We start from the raw sequence: 17,622 nt of genomic DNA on the forward strand, positions 1-17,622 counted from the left end.
AATTCAAATCCTCTCACTATGAATACAATTTCAAAATCTCAATTTATAATTTGTGAAAATCAGCAATATTTATTTTAACTAAAATCGCTTATGAATGGTATTTTTGTAAACCAAAAAGCAGGTGGTATAGATTTCCCCTATATCAACTGCTTTCCTATTATACCAACTTAAGCCAAGCCACACACTCCACATGCGTCGTATGCGGGAACATATCAACAGGCTGTACTTCCTGCGTTTTATATCCGCCTTCTTCTAGTACTTTTAAATCACGTGCTAATGTTGCTGGGTTACACGATACGTATACGACGCGGTTTGGCTTCATGTCGATGATTGTATTTAGTAATGCTTCGTCACAGCCTTTACGCGGTGGGTCTACGACCATTGTGTCGGCGATTACGCCTTCTTTGTACCATTTTGGAATGACTACTTCTGCTTCTCCTACGCCAAATTCAGCGTTTGTCATGTTGTTTAGTGCTGCGTTTCGGTTTGCGTCTTCGATTGCTTCTGGGACGATTTCAACGCCGTACACTTTTTTCGCTTTTTGCGCTAGGAATAACGAGATTGATCCGATTCCGCAATAGGCATCGATTACTGTTTCGTTACCATTTAATTTTGCGTATTCTAACGTTTTATCGTAAAGCACTTTCGTTTGCTCTGGGTTTACTTGATAGAATGAACGTGCTGAAATCGCAAATTTAATGTCACCGATAAAGTCATAAATATATTCTGATCCGTATAATACTGTCGTTTTGTCTCCGAAAATTACGTTTGTACGCTTCGTATTTACGTTTTGAACGATTGATTTTACTTCTGGGAATTTCGCTGCAATTTCTTCAATGATTGCTTTTTTGTTCGGCAATTCTGCTGTACGCGTAATGAAGACAAGCATAATTTCCCCTGTTACTTGTCCGTAACGAGCCATTACGTGACGAAGTGTTCCTTTGTTACGCTCTTCGTTGTACGCAGTGATACCGTGCTTTTCACAAATACGTTTTACTTCTTGGATTAATGTATCGTTTTCTTCTGCCTGAATTAAGCATGATTCCATATTAATGATGTCATGCGTTCCTTGGCGATAAAAACCAGCTACAAGTCCGCCTTCACGTTCTCCGATTGGTACTTGTGCTTTATTACGGTATACCCACGGATTTTGCATGCCAAGTACAGGATGAACAGGAACATCAGCTAGTCCTCCAATGCGTTGCATAACGTCACGTACTTGCTTTTCTTTCGCCTGTAATTGTCCCTCATATGATAAGTGCTGAAGCTGACAACCGCCGCACTGATTATATACTGGGCATTCAGCATCTTTACGATATGGACTTTCTGTATGAAGCTTCATTAAACGACCAAATGCGAAGTTTTTCTTCACTTTAATAATTTTAATTTGCGCTTCTTCACCTGGTAATCCGTTTTTAACGAAAATAGGATAGCCCTTTACTTTCGCAACACCGGCACCATCATGTGTTAAATCTTCAAATACTACATCTATAAACTCGTTTTTCTCAACTGGTGGCGTCATTTTAGTACTCATTTTCCGACCTCTCTTTTTCATAACACTGCGTTACATTTTATCATACTTATATGGTCTTTTTCTATTGGAAGAAAAAAAGCTATTGACGATACTTCTCTGTTAATGTTACGCTACTACTAATTTAATACGGACGATGTTACCTCATATATACTTGATAATATGGATCGAGAGTTTCTACCCGGCAACCTTAAATTGCTGGACTATGGGGAAAACTAATGAATATTAGCCTATGCGCAAAAAAGGACTCATATTGATTAGCTTTCTCTCATAGATGAAAGTGAATCCATATGGGTCTTTTTTTATTTTTATTTTTCTAAAAGGTCAGACATCTTACGTATGACATAAAACCTCGTTCTTTTATTTTTAGTAATATAACGAGCGTTTTATGTACAAACTTTATACGAACTTCTGAAAGGGGCAACTACATGCAATATGTAATGAGCATTATCGGTATTCTTGCCGTGTTAGGTTTATGTTTTGCTTTGTCAAACAACAAAAGTAAAATCAACTTCCGTGCAATTGCAATTATGATTGGTTTCCAAATTTTAATCGGTTGGTTTATGTTTGCTACAAAGATTGGTCAACAAATCATTATTTTCATTAGTAAAGTTTTCAACAAACTAATTAAACTTGGTACGACAGGTGTCGATTTTCTCTTTAATGGAATTCACAGAGATTTTGTCTTTTTCTTAAACGTATTATTAATTATCGTATTTTTCTCAGCACTACTTTCAATCTTTAGTTATTTAGGTGTTTTACCATTCATCGTTCGCGTTGTCGGCGGTGCTATTTCAAAAATTACTGGTTTACCACGTGTTGAGTCATTCCACGCAGTAAACTCTGTATTCTTCGGTTCAAGTGAAGCGTTAATCGTTATTAAAAACGATTTACAGCATTTCAATAAAAATCGTATGTTTATCATTTGTTGTTCTGCGATGAGCTCCGTTTCTGCTTCTGTTACAGCATCATACGTAATGATGTTAGATGCAAAATACGTACTGGCAGCTCTTCCGCTAAACTTATTCTCAAGCTTAATCGTTTGTTCGTTATTAACACCAGTTGATACGAAGAAAGAAGATGAAGTGATTCAGAAATTTGATAGAACTCTATTCGGAGACAGCTTTATCGGCGCAATGATTAACGGTGCGCTTGATGGTTTAAAAGTAGCTGGTATCGTTGCCGCATTAATGATCGCCTTTATCGGTGTGATGGAAGTTGTAAACTACGTAATTAGTGCAGCTTCAGGCGCAATGGGACATGCTGTTACTTTACAACAAATATTCGGTTACGTACTTTCTCCATTCGCATTCTTAATGGGTATTCCAACTCAAGATATTATCCCAGCTGGTGGTATTATGGGTACGAAGATTGTTTTAAATGAGTTTGTAGCAATCCTTGATTTAAAAGACACAGCTACAACATTAGCTCCACGTACAGTTGGAATCGTTACAGTATTCTTAATTAGCTTCGCAAGTATTAGCCAAATTGGTGCAATCGTTGGTACAATCCGTGCCCTTTCTGAAAAACAAGGAAGCGTTGTTTCTAAATTTGGTTGGAAAATGCTATTTGCATCAACACTTGCTTCTATTTTATCTGCGACAATCGCTGGATTGTTTATTTAATAAAAAATCACCTTACTTTAACAAGTAAGGTGATTTTTTTGATTCTTTATGAAATCGAGTGAAATTCAACTGCTTCTTCTGTATTGATAATCCTATCTTTATATATACCTTTTATTGAAATGTAAATGATAGATTTGTTTATGTTTTTTAACTTTCCTAATGAAAAATGATAAAGTAATCCATCGCTTTTTAAAGTCCACATCTTCCCACTCCATGGACCAGTAGCTTTTTGTTCATCCGACGCCTTTATTTCACCTTCATATTCGCATTCTCCTAAAGGAGTTTTAATTATATTCTTCTCTGTATCAATTCGAATATTTTTAATTAGCTTCAAATTTTCATCAGAGAGAATTTGAATTTCATGATCTTTCTGTTTAAAAAAGAGTTTTCCGTCTTTGGTATTTACATATTCTGCATTATTCATTTTATCTATCATAAAATCATATTCTTCTTTTGTAATACCTAAGTTTTGATGATAAGGAAACGTTTTTTTCGGTATAATTTCTTCTTCGGCATACTTCAAATACCAATCTAAATTATTTGTAATACTATTGCTCATTTTATTTCCGATTTTCTCTAATTTCTCTTTTATCTCATAAGGAAATTCTAGTGTCATAATATCCGCCGTCACTTCCGCATTCATAAGATGCGATGGAATATACTCTTCCACGCTATTCGCTTTACTCACTTCACTTTGACAACCAACTATAAATAGCGATATGAAAAAGATATATATTATTTTTTTATATTTCATTTCTATTCTCCACTCCATACATTATTCTTACTTAGTTTTATAGCGGTTTTCATTATAGTATAAAATCTTTATATTTTAATTAAATACATATCCTTATGCAAAATTGCATATTAATATGTCTTCTTCTTACTTTAAAATTAGCTTAAATAACTTTCCAAATTATACAAATAATAAGCGTTAAATGTTATAATTTGTAAAAAACATTGGAGGACCTTATGAAAATTCACGCCCTTTTCGATTTCTTACATTTACTAGTCTTAACGCTGAAAAGCTATTATGTATGGGGAATGCCTATCTATGTCTTCATTATTCCTCTTATCTTTGTAGTCGGTTATATTATTATTAATTCTAATAAGAAACAAAAAAATACATCTATTCAAAGTCACTAATCTATTACCTTAATAGCCTCCTAAAAATCATATTCCCCTCATTTTCTTCAAATGATATGATGAACAAGGGTATATCCCCACCACTCTTATAGCGGTGGGGATTTTAATGTCAATATGCAACATACTACACAATAGAAGGTGATTTTTATGAGAAAATACGCAGCAATTGCTTTATGTACGTCTGCCATTCTAGCAGGCTGCAATACTAGCAATGTAAGCCAAGAACCTAAAAAAGAGAAAAAGGTTCAAGAAGTAGCTATACAAAAAGAGACTCTACAAGAACAAGGTAAAATTTCTTATACTCCCATCACACACGAATCTACAAACACAAGTATTCATATTACAGACTTAAAAGATTCTTTAAATGAAGTGCAATATAAAATTTGGCGCACAGCTGATGGAAAGGAACGTGCTAAATCTTTTTCTTCTAAAGAAAAGGAGAAACAATTTACAATTCCTTTTGACATAAAAGAATTTGAAGGAAAACGCGGTGAGTTCCAAATTGAAGCAACAGGAATGAAAGAAGATGGGAAAACAATCCCGCTTACGAAATCTACTATTACTTTCGAACAAAAGGTTCCTGTTCTTATGTATCACGCAATCGATGATTATCATGGTCAAGGTATTAAAGACTTATTCGTATCACCAGCTAACTTTGAAGCACAAATGAAACATTTAAAAGACAATGGTTATACGCTTTTAACGTTTGAACGCTGGGGCGATATAAATAAAGTAAATAAGCCGATTTTCGTTACATTTGATGACGGTATGAAAAATAATATGAATGCATTTCGCGTTTTACAAAAGCTAAAAGATGATACTTTTAAACCGGCTGCAACAGAATATATGATTGTTGATAACGTTGATGTAGAAGGAGCATTGTCTACTTCTGAAATAAAAGAAATGGTTGATTCCGGCATTTTCTCGGTGCAATCTCATACTGCAACACATGCAGACTTACCGAAAATTACAAACTATGAGGAAGAGTTAAAAGGTTCAAAAGAAAAACTAGAAAAAATAACAGGTAAGCCTGTTATCGCGATTGCTTATCCATTCGGTCATGTAGATGATAAGGTTGTTACAGAAACGAAGAAGTATTATCAATTTGCGACGACGACAAAGCCTGGGCAATTCATTACGAAGGGTGAACCTGATGAATTGTTAAAGATGAAGCGCGTTCGTATACACCATACAACGACTGTAGAGCAGTTTGCTTCTTCAATTAAGTAAATATAAGGGCTCAATACATTTTGAGCTCTCTTTTTACTTTATATTTATATATATTTTTAGAATTTTCTTGTATTATATATAGTAAGAAATCTTTCAAATTAAAGGAGATTATACATATGTCATTTGAACAAACGTTAGAGAAATATGCTGCTCTTGCAGTTAATGTTGGTGTTAATATTCAACCTGGACAAACTTTATCAATTAGTGCACCTCTTGAAGCTGTACAATTTGTACGCCTCGTTACAGAAAAAGCATATAAATCTGGTGCAAAACACGTATATGTAGATTGGAATGATGAGACGTTAACACGCTTAAAGTTCGATCTAGCTCCTGAAGAAGCTTTCGCTGAATTTCCATCTTGGAAAGCACATGCTCGTGAAGAATTAGCAAAAGAAGGCGCTGCATTTATGTCTATCTATGCAGAAAACCCTGATTTATTAAAAGGTGTAGAAGCATCGCGTATTGCAACAGCTCATAAAGTAGCTGGAGAAGCGATGAAAGTATACCGTGATTACGTACAAGCCGATAAAGTAAGTTGGTGTGTCATTTCTGTTCCTACGAAAGAATGGGCTGCGAAAGTATTCCCTGACGTAGCGCCAGAAGAACAAGAAGCAAAGTTATGGGATGCTATTTTCAAAGCTACTCGTGCTGATTTAGAAAATCCTGTAGAAGCATGGAAAGAACATGATGAAACATTACATACAAAAGTAGATTACTTAAACGAAAAGCATTATAAAGCTCTTCACTATACAGGTCCTGGAACAGATTTAACAATCGAACTTCCAGAAAAACATGTATGGGCTGGTGCTGGTAGCTTAAATGAAAAGAACGTACCATTTATGGCTAATATTCCAACTGAAGAAGTATTTACAATGCCACTTAAAACAGGTGTAAACGGCCAAGTTTCTAGTACAAAACCGTTAGTATTTGCAGGTAATATTATCGATAATTTCACGTTAACATTTGAAAACGGGCGTATCGTAGACTATAAAGCTGAAGCTGGTGAAGAAGCTTTAAAACATTTAGTAGAAACAGATGAAGGTTCTCACTTCTTAGGAGAAGTAGCTTTAGTGCCTCATGACTCACCAATTTCAAACACAAATGTTTTATTCTACAATACACTATTTGACGAAAATGCATCTTGCCACCTTGCAATCGGAAATGCTTATGCATTTAACTTAGTTGGCGGAAAAACAATGTCTAAAGAAGAACTTGCTGAAAACGGCGCAAACGCTAGTATCACACACAACGACTTCATGATTGGATCAGCTGAGCTTGATATTGACGGTATTACTGCTGATGGCAGACATGAGCCTATCTTCCGTAAAGGTAACTGGGCGTTTTAAATTTATTACCATAAAGAAACACATTGGATAATCCAATGTGTTTCTTTATTTATTTGGTTTCAATTCAAATTTTATCGTTCTATTTTCATGCGTAAACTCCGGTCTATACGTAGCGATATACGTATTTTCTTTCGCTACGTCAAATAGCATGATATCTTGAATTTTTTCATCTGGTGCTAACTTTTTACTAATAAAGCTATCAGGGTTATTATATTCTTTAAATCTTGTACCTTTCTTATCGGTAATCTCAAATTCATAAAATGCAAAAGGTATTTCCTTTTTACTATTATTTTCTACTTTGAAAATAATCCCCAAAATCTCCTCTTTCTTTTTATTCTCATCATAATCCGGATATCCTAATTTAACTGAATCGATAGTTACTTGCAAACCATCTACGTCTACTGTCTCCCCTATTTTATACACTTTATCTTGAACATCTTCTTGTTTACTTTCATTACTATCTTTAGTCTCAGTGCAAGCACTTAAACTAAAAGCTATGCCAAAAATTAAAACAATTTGACTTACCTTTTTTAACATACTCTTTCCTCCACATAAGACAATATTTCATATGTATCATAACAAAACGCTTTACTCTTTCTTGTCATATTTTGTCGTATTAATTGCTAACTGCACAAATAGAAAAAAGCTATCTTCTACAAAAGATAGCTTTCATGATGCCGATGAAACCTTAAGTCCAATGACACCCAAAACAATAAAAAGAATACAAAATGCTTGAAATAAACTAATATGCTCTTTAAAAAAGTACACACTAATGATTGTAATAAGTAATGTTCCAACGCCAGACCAAATAGCATAAGCAATACTTAAATGAATCTTTTTCACAACGATGGCGAACACGCTGAAACAAATTCCATAAAACACGAAAATCAGTACACTTGGAACGAGCTTTGTTAAACCATTTGATAGTTTCATCGCAATTGTTCCAGCTACTTCAAAAATAATTGTAACAAGTAATAATAGCCAATATACCATACTAGAATCTCCTTCTCTGTTACCTTATAGAGATTCTAGTATACTACTTATAGTCCCAATGAAATATATTTAATTTCTAAATATTCCTCGATGCCGAAATGGCCTCCTTCACGACCGATACCACTTTCTTTAAATCCACCAAATGGTGCTTGTGCAACTGATGGAAGACCATCGTTTAGACCGATAATACCGTACTCTAACGCTTCACTAATTTGGAATGCTTGGCTAATGTCTTTCGTGAAAATATACGCAGCTAAACCGTATGGTGTATTGTTTGCACGTTCGATTACTTCATCAACTGTTTTAAATTTCGTAACTGGTGCCACTGGCCCAAATGTTTCTTCATTCATACAAAGCATCGTATCATTTGCCAACCCAATTACAGTCGGTTGAATGAAATGTCCCTCTAACTCTACGACCTTTTGACCACCATATAAAACTGTTCCACCTTTTTGAATAGCATCTTCAATATGTTCTTGTACTTTTGAAACTGCATTCTCATCAATAAGTGGCCCGACAGTCGTTCCGTCACCGAAACCGTCTCCTACTTTCAACTGCCCTACTGCCTTTTGGAACTTCTCTACAAATACTTCGTATACTTCTTCTTGAACGAATACTCGGTTTGTACATATACACGTTTGTCCTGCATTACGGAATTTCGAACCAATCACCGCTTCTACTGCTTTATCTAAATCTGCATCATTCATTACGATAAACGGAGCGTGTCCCCCTAACTCAAGCGAAACTTTTTTCATCGTTTGCGCCGCACTAGCCATTAACTCTTTCCCGATTTCCGTTGACCCTGTAAAGGACACTTTTCGAACGCGACCATCTTCCATCCATGTATCAGCAATTGCTTTTGCACTACCTGTTACGATATTGATTACGCCCTTTGGAATATCTGCTTCATGGGCTAATTCAGCTAATTTCAATGCAGTTAATGGCGTTTGACTTGCCGGTTTCACAACGGCTGTACAGCCTGCTGCAAGCGCTGGGGCTACCTTTCTCGTAATCATAGCAGCTGGGAAGTTCCAAGGTGTAATAGCTGCCATAACGCCAACTGGTTGCTTCATAACTAAAATGCGCTTATTCGGATGAGCAGCAGGAATCATTTCACCATATACGCGTTTCCCCTCTTCTGCATACCATTCAACAAAACTGTTTGCATAATTTACTTCACCAAGCGCTTCTGCAAACGGCTTTCCTTGTTCCTTCGTCATAATCGCTGCGATCTCTTCTTTATTTTCATCAATAAGCGTAAACCACTTTTTTAACTTCGTGGCACGATCTGCTGCCGTTAACTTAGACCACGTTTTAAAAGCTTCATGTGCAGCATCAACAGCTTGCTTTGCCTCTGTTACTCCGCCTTTTGGTACAGTTGCAAATATTTCCTTCGTCGCAGGATTATTTACTTCAATTTGTTCTTGTAGTGTAATCCACTCACCATTTATATACATCGCCTTTTTATCTATACTTACGAAAGTCGCCTTTTTATCCAATGTTTTCTTCCTCCTCTATGAACTTCTTAATTTTTCTAGTAGCAGCAGATTGACTAATTTGCAAAAACTCAGCCACTTTATAACTTGATCCATACGTTTTATACGCTTTAAGAATTATATTTCTCTCTACCTCTTCCAGCATTTTATAAAGGCTTTGCCCCGATTGTTCAACTGCAGCCTCTTGCATAGAGAGTGGCAAATCCTCTACCGTTACAACATCATCAACAGTAATAACAATTCTCTCAATTACATTCTCTATTTCTCTATTGTTCCCTTCCCACGGATATCCAACAAACATTTGTAACGTACTCGGCGCTAGTTTCACATCACGTCCGTACTTTTTATTAAAGTGCTGCAAGTAATGATAAATAAGCGGCAAAATATCTTCTGTTCTTTCCCTAAGCGGGGGAATTGCAATTGGAATGACATTCAAACGATAGTATAAATCTTTCCGAAATGTTCCTTGTTTCACCATCTCGCTTAAATCTCTATTTGTTGCCGCCACAATTCGAACATCCACTTTTTTTAATTCTCTTCCGCCTATAGGACGAAATGTTTTTTCTTGCAATACTTGCAAAAGCTTCGCTTGAATTTCAAGCGGCATTTCACCGATTTCATCTAAAAAAAGAGTTCCTTTATGCGCGGATTCTAATAGTCCCTTTTTCCCTTCACGATTCGCACCTGTAAAAGATCCACCTGAATATCCAAAAAGCTCCGATTCAATTAAATTAGTTGGCAATGCCGCACAATTAATTTCATAGAAACTTTCATACTTACGGTGACTCACTTCATGTAAATGGCGTACTAATCGACTTTTCCCTACTCCAGTCTCGCCTAAAACGAGAACAGTACTATCCACTACAGATACTTTTTTGATTGTATCGACTATTTTTTGCATAGCTAGACTTTTAAAAATAAGTCCTTCATGCTCATATGTTTCTCTTAATTCTTTTTTATATGTTTTTAGCTGATTATCCATTTCCTCTACCTTTTGACGTAATTGATAGAGTTCAGTAAGGTCGCGAGAATAACTAATCACTCTTCTTAAATTTCCCTCATCATCAAAAACAGGCCTTGTACGAACGTGTAAATACTCTCCTGATTTTGTAGTTTGAACGAGTTCAATTGGCCTCTTTTTTTCAATCACTTCTAATGTCGCTGATGGATAAAAGATTCCATCCTTTTGTAGTTCTTTTACATGCTTACCAACTAACTCTTCTGCAGCTAGTTGGTAGTGCCTTTCACATGTACTATTTACACGTACAACGATCCCTTGCTCATCTGTAACAAAAATTTCGTCAAACGCATATTCAAATACATCTTTTAAATCCATTAACACTCGTTCCTTTTCTGCAACCATCCTAGCCACCCCTAACTTCAAATCCATCGATCCACTTCACTACCTTTATTATAAAGTGAATTTTCTGCATTTAACATAGAGTCAGCTAGAATGTTTGCTATTTATACTTCAGTTTTTAAACGCGAGCGATGTTTGTTTGCTCATAGCAAGCTTGCAACGATTCTTCAATTATTGTTAAACCTTCTTCAAGTTGCTCATCTGTAATAACTAAAGGCATTAACACACGGATAACATTTCCATATGTCCCTGCTGATAATAACAGTAACCCACGCTTATTTGCTTCTGCACATAGATTAGCCGTTAACGTTTTGTCAGGTGCTTTCGTCTTACGATCTTGAACGACCTCAAATGCACACATTGCGCCTAACCCACGCACATCACCGATGCAATGATATTTATTTTTCATCTCTTCGAATCGGTTCATTACGACTTTTCCTAATTCTATCGCTCTATCATTTAATTTCTCATTTTCTATTACATCGAGAACAGCTAATGCAGCCGCACATCCTAATGGACTTCCTGCATACGTTCCACCAAGTTCACCTGGTGCAGACTCATTCATAATTTCTTTACGTCCAATGACACCACTTATCGGTACACCAGCACCTAATGATTTAGACACTGTAATTAAATCTGGAACGACATCATAGTGATCAATTGCAAAATATTTTCCTGTACGACTAAAGCCTGTTTGTATTTCATCCGCTACAAATAAGATGCCGTTCTCTGAACAAATGCGGCGTACTTCTTGAACAAATTTCTTACTTGGGACGATAAATCCACCTTCCCCTTGAACAGGTTCCATTACAACAGCTGCAATTGTTTCTGGTGCTACTTCCGATATGAAGAAGTTCTTAAACTCTTCAATAATAAAATCATCATACTGCTCTTCCGTTAATCCCTCTGGGCGACGGTATTCGTATGGAAATGGCGCTTTATATACTTCTGGAGCAAAGGGACCAAACCCAAATTTATATGGCTTCACTTTACTTGTCATCGTCATTGTCATTAATGTACGCCCGTGGAAACCTTTAGAAAATGCGATAATACCAGGTCTCTTCGTATATTTACGAGCGATTTTCACCGCGTTCTCAACTGCTTCTGCACCACTATTTAAAAACAGGACTTGCTTATCGAAACTTCCTGGTGCCAATGCCGCAAGCTTTTCTGCTAATTCAATATATGGCTCATACATCATGACGTTAAATCCAGTATGAATGTATTGATCGACTTGTTTATGGAGCGCTTCTTTAACCTTTGGATGACAATGCCCTACGTTAATTGTCCCGATTGCTCCTGCAAAATCAATGTACTGATTGCCATCAACATCTGTTACAAGAGCACCATTGGCAGATTGTACAAACGTTGGGATGCCGTTACTTACTCCTTTTGGTACTATATTTTGACGGCGTTCTAATAAAGATGCCGCTTTCGGTCCTGGAATTTGTTCATTTACTTTAGCAAATTTTTTTGTGTTCATTGCGTACCCCATCCTTTTCTTTACATTGTTTTCTCTTTTTATTGCAAAATATATGCCAACTTTCTTTTCTAGCATTTATCCTATATTCTTTGTATCCAGGCATAAAAAATAAGTCTATAAAGACTCATTAAGAGTCTTTATAGACTTATTTTCCTTACACATTAGACTTTTCTTTCTCCCAGAAAAACTCACCCGATTGAGAAATAAACTCTCCAACAGAATCTAACACTAAATCAGCAAGTGGTTCTAATGTTGGACGGTCTCCTGTACCAGATAGCACCCCAATTGCATAGCAATCGCCATTTTTAGCTAAATGTAAATCAGTTGGCGTATCTCCAACAACCGCAACCTCACATGATTCTAAATTAAATTTCTCACAAAACACTTCTATAATCTTTTTATCTGGTTTTTGCGCAGGGAATGTATCCGAGGCTATAATATAATCAAAAAAGTTCTCCAACTTATATTGTTTTAAAAATAATTCTGTTGGTGCGAAATCATCCGCCGTGACAACCCCTAATATAAATCCTTTATCTTTTAATGCCTGTAACACTTTCGGTAAGTCTGCTGTCATTTTCATATGCGAACGATGCTCATACATAAGGGAAAATAACTTCTCACTTACCCACTGATGCATCTCTTCTTCTCTAGCAGACTCAATATAATTACAAAGCCCCTTCGCTACATCAAGGCTTGTTCCAGCAGCTATTGCACTCCTTGGATTAACAAATGCTCCCTCTACACCAATCTCTTCTAATAAGGTCTGCCGCATTGTACTTGGTAAATGATATAAACTTATACATTCAGCTACAAGTTCTTCAGCTACTTTTATCCATATTGAATGAAAATCCATTAATGTCCCATCTTTATCAAATAATATCGCCTTTACCTTCTCCATAGCACCCTACCTCTCATTTCTTATCTCTTCCAGTGTATCAATAAAGTATGGATGTAAAATAAAAGAATTGTAAAAATACCATAAAAATCAAACTAACTCCCAATTTACAATTCATTTTAACAAAGTAAAAAAGGATGCCCTTACAGGGCATCCTCTTGATGTTCAGGAACAAATAATTCTAAACAATGATATATATTTTCGAATTCCATCGGTGCATCTCCACCATACTCACCATCTAAATTAATCATTAGTTTATCTGGTGAATGTACTTTAATTCGGTTCGCTTGTGTATATAACACTTTTGGATTATTAATATGTTCACCACGTTGTGCTTGTGTTGCTGCTTTAATTAAATCAGCGATAGAACCTTTTTTCAGTACTAATAGGTCAAATAACCCATCGTTAATAGATGCATACGGTGCTACCTTTTCAAATCCACCTACTGAACGAGTATTCGTAATTAAAAACATCGTAATTTCTTCTTGTAGTAACTTTCCATCATACTCAATTTCAACATATGTCGGATGCAATGATGGTAACATCTCGATACCTTTTAGGTAATAAGCAAGCTGCCCTAATACTGTCTTTAACTTACTCGGTACTTCGTATGTTAATTCTGTAATACGACCGCCACCAGCGATGTTAATAAAATATGTATCGTTCGCTCTACCAAGGTCTAATGGCACTGTTTTTCCTTCGCAAATAATATCTGCTGCCTCTTCAATAGAACGAGGTACACCAATTGCACGTGCAAAGTCATTTGTCGTTCCAACTGGAATAATTCCAAATTTCGGACGGAATTCATGCCCAACTAAACCGTTTACTACTTCATTTAATGTACCGTCGCCACCAGCCGCAATAACAACATCAAACTTACGATCCGCAGCTTGCCTCGCCGCCACAGTAGCGTCTCCAGGACCCGTTGTCGCATGACAAGATGTCTCATAGCCAGCTTGTTCTAATTTTTGTAATACTTCTGGTAAGCTCTTCTTAAATAGCTCACGCCCAGAAGTAGGATTATAAATAATTCTTGCTCGCTTCATCATTTATTAGCACAGGAAATTTCTTTATGTATCGAAAAAGAACATACTGAACTTCTATTCAGTATTCCCATGCCTACCTCCTCTCATCTTGCTATCCTTCTTTTATCCCGCTCAAACAGGCAGTAAGAACCCGATTCGTGTAGTCCATCAAAAGTAAATATTCATTTCAATGGTTTTTTATTTGACTCCAAAATTTATCCCGCTATTTGCGGGCAGTAAATGCCCGATTGGTGAGGGCTAATAATCAGCTTTGGATGAACCTCCCACTGATTAAAGTTTCACTTTATTTCTATCCATTCTTCCATAAAAATTTACATATAACGAATAATAACTATCTATTATTTCATGAGATGAAAAAAACCTCTATGTTTAGATTTATCATTATTCCCACCTTTTTGCAACTATCATACCATAGTTGCTATACAAACATTTTTCCACTTTTGACAGTTAATCAAACGTTTGTTTAAACGATTTTGTCTCATTTAAACAAACGTTTGATTAACCTAGAAAAACACCCATGTACGGGTGTTTTTCTGCTTAATCTTTAAAAGTCATTACTATTATCGCTTATTAATCTCTTCAAGTAAGATTTTGTTAACAAGCGGTGGATTTGCTTGTCCTTTTGTAGCTTTCATAATTTGACCAACTAAGAAGCCAATTGCACGGTCTTTACCGTTTTTAAAGTCTTCGATAGATTGCTCATTATTATCAAGAATTTCTGTTACAACTTTACGAAGTGTACCCTCGTCAGAAATTTGAACAAGACCTTTCGCTTTAACGATTTCTTCTGGGTCTCCACCTTTTTCAATTAATTCATTAAATACTTTCTTCGCGATTTTAGAAGAAATTGTACCTTTTTCAATTAATTGAACCATTTTAGATAAACCAGCAGGCGTTAATGCAACGTCTTTTAATTCTTTTTGTTGTTTGTTTAAGTATGCAAGTACTTCACCCATTAACCAGTTCGATGTTAATTTCGCATCAGCACCGTCTGCAACAGTTGCTTCAAAGAAATCAGACATCTCTTTCGTTAATGTTAACACGTGTGCATCATAAGCTGGTAAGCCTAGTTCTGCAACGTAGCGAGCTTTACGTGCATCTGGAAGTTCTGGAATAGAAGCTCGAACTGCTTCTTTCCACTCATCATCAATGTAAAGTTCAACTAAGTCTGGCTCCGGGAAGTAACGGTAATCGTCAGATCCTTCTTTCACACGCATTAAGATTGTTTTCTTCGTTGCTTCATCATAACGACGTGTTTCTTGTTGGATGATACCACCAGATAACAGTTCTTTTTCTTGGCGCACTTGCTCGTGCTCAAGACCTTTTTGTACGTAAGTGAATGAGTTTAAGTTTTTCAGTTCCGCTTTTGTACCGAACTTCTCTTGTCCAACTGGACGAAGAGAAATGTTCGCATCACAACGTAAGGAACCTTCTTCCATCTTACAATCAGATACACCAGTGTATTGAATGATTGATTTTAACTTCTCTAAGTATGCATATGCTTCTTCTGGCGTACGCATATCTGGCTCAGATACGATCTCGATTAAAGGCATACCTTGACGGTTGTAGTCTACTAATGAACCATCAGCTGTATGCGTTGATTTACCAGCATCTTCTTCTAAATGAAGACGTGTAATACCGATACGTTTCTTTTTACCGTCTACTTCGATTTCAATCCAACCATTTTCACCAATTGGCTTATCAAATTGAGAGATTTGGTAAGCTTTCGGGTTATCTGGATAGAAATAGTTTTTACGGTCAAACTTCGTTTCCGTTGCGATGTCACAGTTTAATGCCATTGCAGCTTTCATCGCAAAGTTAACTGCTTCTTTATTTAAAGTAGGAAGTACCCCTGGGTATCCTAAGTCAATTACACTTGTTTGTGTATTTGGCTCCGCTCCGAATTCTGTTGGACTCGCAGAGAAAATTTTCGAATTTGTTTTTAACTCAACGTGAACCTCTAAACCAATAATTGTTTCTAAATTCATCTATGCTCGCCTCCTTACAGACTTGCTTTTTTTGTATGATAGTCTGTTGCTTGCTCAAACGCATGTGCAACGCGGTAAATTGTCGCTTCATCGAAGTGTTTACCAATGATTTGTAGACCAAGTGGCATGTTGTTAGCACCGAATCCACATGGAACTGAAATCGCTGGAACACCAGCTAAGTTTACTGGGATTGTTAAAATGTCATTTGCATACATTGTCATTGGATCGTCAACTTTTTCTCCCACTTTAAATGCCGGAGTTGGTGTTGTTGGTCCAATAATAACATCATAGTTAGCAAATACGTTTTCAAAGTCGTTCTTAATTAATGTACGTACTTGTTGTGCTTTTTTGTAATATGCATCATAGTAACCAGAGCTAAGAGCAAATGTACCAAGCATAATACGACGTTTAACTTCATCACCGAAACCTTCACTACGTGTGTTTTTGTAAAGATCTAATAAGTTATTTACATTATCAGAACGAACACCGTAACGCACGCCATCAAAGCGTGAAAGGTTAGCAGATGCTTCAGAAGAAGATAGTAAGTAATACGTTGCTAGAGCGTATTTAGAGTGTGGAAGAGATACTTCCTCCCAAGTTGCGCCCATACCTTCTAATACTTTTAAAGCAGCTAGTACTGACTCACGAGCTTCTTCGCCAACACCTTCGCCTAAGTATTCTTTCGGTACAGCAATGCGTAAACCTTTAACATCGCCTGTTAAACCAGCTAAATAGTTTCCAACTTCAACATTTGCAGAAGTTGCATCCATGCGGTCAATACCTGAAATAGCTTGTAATAAGTATGCATTGTCTTCTACTGTACGTGTAATCGGTCCGATTTGGTCAAGTGAAGATGCGAATGCTACTAATCCGTAACGAGATACGCGTCCGTAAGTTGGTTTTAAACCTACAACACCGCAATATGCAGCTGGCTGACGGATAGAACCACCCGTATCAGAACCTAGAGAGAATAGTACTTCTCCTGCTGCTACAGCTGCTGCAGAACCACCACTAGATCCGCCTGGAACGTAATCTAAGTTCCATGGGTTTTTCGTAGCGTAGAATCCTGAGTTTTCATTTGAAGAACCCATTGCGAACTCGTCCATGTTTAATTTACCGATTGTAATTGTGTCAGCAGCTTTTAGCTTTTGCACAACTGTCGCATCATAAATTGGATCGAAGTTTGCTAACATTTTGCTCGCACAAGTTGTACGAAGACCGTTAGTTACAATGTTATCTTTTACACCAATTGGCATACCGAATAATAAACCATTATCTTCAGCGCCGATTTTTGCATCTAATTCTTTCGCTTTTGCGCGTGCATTTTCTTCATCTAATGTAAGAAAGGCTTTTACGTTATCTTCAACATCCGCAATACGTTTGTAAGATTCTTCTACTAAATCCGTAACGGAAATTTCTTTGTTGTTTAACTTCTTATGTAACTCTGATACTGAATGATCAAATAATGACATCGAAATTCCCCTCC

15 protein-coding genes and 1 riboswitch are annotated in these 17,622 nt (G+C 36.5%); of the genes, 4 read left to right on the forward strand and 11 right to left on the reverse strand.

Going from position 1 to position 17,622, the window contains the following annotated elements:
* Window positions 1–157: 157 nt before the first annotated feature.
* Window positions 158–1,534, reverse strand: a complete 1,377-nt coding sequence (gene rlmD, locus HMAS_RS24345; protein ID WP_000105017.1) for a 23S rRNA (uracil(1939)-C(5))-methyltransferase RlmD — start codon at window positions 1,532–1,534, stop codon at window positions 158–160.
* A 121-nt stretch (window positions 1,535–1,655) separates the two neighbouring features.
* Window positions 1,656–1,757, forward strand: a riboswitch (purine riboswitch).
* Between the two features lie 202 nt (window positions 1,758–1,959).
* On the opposite strand from rlmD, the gene HMAS_RS24350 reads away from it, so the two are divergent.
* Window positions 1,960–3,156: a NupC/NupG family nucleoside CNT transporter gene (locus HMAS_RS24350; RefSeq protein ID WP_001200491.1), complete on the forward strand. Its 1,197-nt coding sequence runs from the start codon at window positions 1,960–1,962 to the stop codon at window positions 3,154–3,156.
* Window positions 3,157–3,202: 46 nt separating this feature from the next.
* Here the strand turns inward: HMAS_RS24350 and HMAS_RS24355 are convergent, their stop codons facing one another.
* On the reverse strand, window positions 3,203–3,910 hold the full coding sequence (locus HMAS_RS24355) for a hypothetical protein (RefSeq protein ID WP_000875599.1): 708 nt from the start codon (window positions 3,908–3,910) through the stop codon (window positions 3,203–3,205).
* 215 nt (window positions 3,911–4,125) lie between these two features.
* Here HMAS_RS24355 and HMAS_RS27845 point away from each other — a divergent pair, with 215 nt between their 5' ends.
* The 3 genes from HMAS_RS27845 (at window position 4,126) to HMAS_RS24365 (ending at window position 6,875) form a co-directional block, all read left to right on the forward strand.
* Entirely contained in the window at window positions 4,126–4,299 is a 174-nt protein-coding gene (locus HMAS_RS27845) for a hypothetical protein (RefSeq protein ID WP_000690673.1), read from the forward strand.
* Window positions 4,300–4,446: 147 nt separating this feature from the next.
* A complete protein-coding gene (locus HMAS_RS24360; protein WP_001233735.1) occupies window positions 4,447–5,529 on the forward strand; it encodes a polysaccharide deacetylase family protein in 1,083 nt (360 codons plus the stop codon).
* Window positions 5,530–5,645: 116 nt separating this feature from the next.
* Window positions 5,646–6,875: an aminopeptidase gene (locus tag HMAS_RS24365; protein ID WP_000007349.1), complete on the forward strand. Its 1,230-nt coding sequence runs from the start codon at window positions 5,646–5,648 to the stop codon at window positions 6,873–6,875.
* 45 nt (window positions 6,876–6,920) lie between these two features.
* Here HMAS_RS24365 and HMAS_RS24370 read toward each other — a convergent pair whose 3' ends face one another.
* The 9 genes from HMAS_RS24370 to gatA all read right to left on the reverse strand — a co-directional run bounded on the left by HMAS_RS24370 (window position 6,921) and on the right by gatA (window position 17,608).
* Window positions 6,921–7,412, reverse strand: a complete 492-nt coding sequence (locus tag HMAS_RS24370) for a DUF4352 domain-containing protein (RefSeq protein WP_000915109.1) — start codon at window positions 7,410–7,412, stop codon at window positions 6,921–6,923.
* A gap of 132 nt (window positions 7,413–7,544) precedes the next feature.
* Window positions 7,545–7,868: a DMT family transporter gene (locus HMAS_RS24375; protein WP_000263262.1), complete on the reverse strand. Its 324-nt coding sequence runs from the start codon at window positions 7,866–7,868 to the stop codon at window positions 7,545–7,547.
* Window positions 7,869–7,915: 47 nt separating this feature from the next.
* Window positions 7,916–9,367: an NADP-dependent succinate-semialdehyde dehydrogenase gene (gene gabD, locus HMAS_RS24380; RefSeq protein ID WP_000358136.1), complete on the reverse strand. Its 1,452-nt coding sequence runs from the start codon at window positions 9,365–9,367 to the stop codon at window positions 7,916–7,918.
* Window positions 9,360–10,727, reverse strand: coding sequence for a sigma-54 interaction domain-containing protein (locus HMAS_RS24385; protein ID WP_000225146.1), 1,368 nt, complete (start codon window positions 10,725–10,727; stop codon window positions 9,360–9,362). The genes gabD and HMAS_RS24385 overlap by 8 nt, the downstream gene beginning before the upstream one ends.
* A gap of 115 nt (window positions 10,728–10,842) precedes the next feature.
* Entirely contained in the window at window positions 10,843–12,207 is a 1,365-nt protein-coding gene (gabT, locus tag HMAS_RS24390) for a 4-aminobutyrate--2-oxoglutarate transaminase (protein WP_001093017.1), read from the reverse strand.
* Window positions 12,208–12,361: 154 nt separating this feature from the next.
* A complete protein-coding gene (locus HMAS_RS24395) occupies window positions 12,362–13,105 on the reverse strand; it encodes an HAD family hydrolase (RefSeq protein ID WP_000416672.1) in 744 nt (247 codons plus the stop codon).
* 140 nt (window positions 13,106–13,245) lie between these two features.
* Window positions 13,246–14,151, reverse strand: coding sequence for a diacylglycerol kinase (locus HMAS_RS24400; RefSeq protein ID WP_000977679.1), 906 nt, complete (start codon window positions 14,149–14,151; stop codon window positions 13,246–13,248).
* A 557-nt stretch (window positions 14,152–14,708) separates the two neighbouring features.
* Window positions 14,709–16,136 carry an Asp-tRNA(Asn)/Glu-tRNA(Gln) amidotransferase subunit GatB gene (gene gatB, locus HMAS_RS24405; RefSeq protein ID WP_001047673.1) on the reverse strand — a complete coding sequence of 476 codons (1,428 nt, stop codon included), beginning with the start codon at window positions 16,134–16,136 and terminating at the stop codon, window positions 14,709–14,711.
* A 14-nt stretch (window positions 16,137–16,150) separates the two neighbouring features.
* The gene (gene gatA, locus HMAS_RS24410; protein ID WP_000051441.1) at window positions 16,151–17,608 is read right to left on the reverse strand and encodes an Asp-tRNA(Asn)/Glu-tRNA(Gln) amidotransferase subunit GatA; all 1,458 of its coding nucleotides are present in this window, start codon (window positions 17,606–17,608) and stop codon (window positions 16,151–16,153) included.
* Between the last annotated feature and the right edge of the window lie 14 nt (window positions 17,609–17,622).

It is taken from the genome of Bacillus sp. HMA207, from assembly GCF_003402455.1.
Lineage (GTDB): Bacteria > Bacillota > Bacilli > Bacillales > Bacillaceae_G > Bacillus_A > Bacillus_A cereus.

What these genes read in the sequence shown, in the direction of transcription:
- HMAS_RS24400 (WP_000977679.1), bottom strand. Translation starts at nt 14,151, where the DNA reads ATGATGAAGCGAGCAAGAATTATTTATAATCCTACTTCTGGGCGTGAG.
- gatB (WP_001047673.1), bottom strand. Translation starts at nt 16,136, where the DNA reads ATGAATTTAGAAACAATTATTGGTTTAGAGGTTCACGTTGAGTTAAAA.
- HMAS_RS24370 (WP_000915109.1), bottom strand. Translation starts at nt 7,412, where the DNA reads ATGTTAAAAAAGGTAAGTCAAATTGTTTTAATTTTTGGCATAGCTTTT.
- HMAS_RS24385 (WP_000225146.1), bottom strand. Translation starts at nt 10,727, where the DNA reads ATGGTTGCAGAAAAGGAACGAGTGTTAATGGATTTAAAAGATGTATTT.
- HMAS_RS24355 (WP_000875599.1), bottom strand. Translation starts at nt 3,910, where the DNA reads ATGAAATATAAAAAAATAATATATATCTTTTTCATATCGCTATTTATA.
- HMAS_RS24375 (WP_000263262.1), bottom strand. Translation starts at nt 7,868, where the DNA reads ATGGTATATTGGCTATTATTACTTGTTACAATTATTTTTGAAGTAGCT.
- HMAS_RS24365 (WP_000007349.1), top strand. Translation starts at nt 5,646, where the DNA reads ATGTCATTTGAACAAACGTTAGAGAAATATGCTGCTCTTGCAGTTAAT.
- HMAS_RS24395 (WP_000416672.1), bottom strand. Translation starts at nt 13,105, where the DNA reads ATGGAGAAGGTAAAGGCGATATTATTTGATAAAGATGGGACATTAATG.
- gatA (WP_000051441.1), bottom strand. Translation starts at nt 17,608, where the DNA reads ATGTCATTATTTGATCATTCAGTATCAGAGTTACATAAGAAGTTAAAC.
- HMAS_RS24350 (WP_001200491.1), top strand. Translation starts at nt 1,960, where the DNA reads ATGCAATATGTAATGAGCATTATCGGTATTCTTGCCGTGTTAGGTTTA.
- HMAS_RS27845 (WP_000690673.1), top strand. Translation starts at nt 4,126, where the DNA reads ATGAAAATTCACGCCCTTTTCGATTTCTTACATTTACTAGTCTTAACG.
- HMAS_RS24360 (WP_001233735.1), top strand. Translation starts at nt 4,447, where the DNA reads ATGAGAAAATACGCAGCAATTGCTTTATGTACGTCTGCCATTCTAGCA.
- gabT (WP_001093017.1), bottom strand. Translation starts at nt 12,207, where the DNA reads ATGAACACAAAAAAATTTGCTAAAGTAAATGAACAAATTCCAGGACCG.
- rlmD (WP_000105017.1), bottom strand. Translation starts at nt 1,534, where the DNA reads ATGAGTACTAAAATGACGCCACCAGTTGAGAAAAACGAGTTTATAGAT.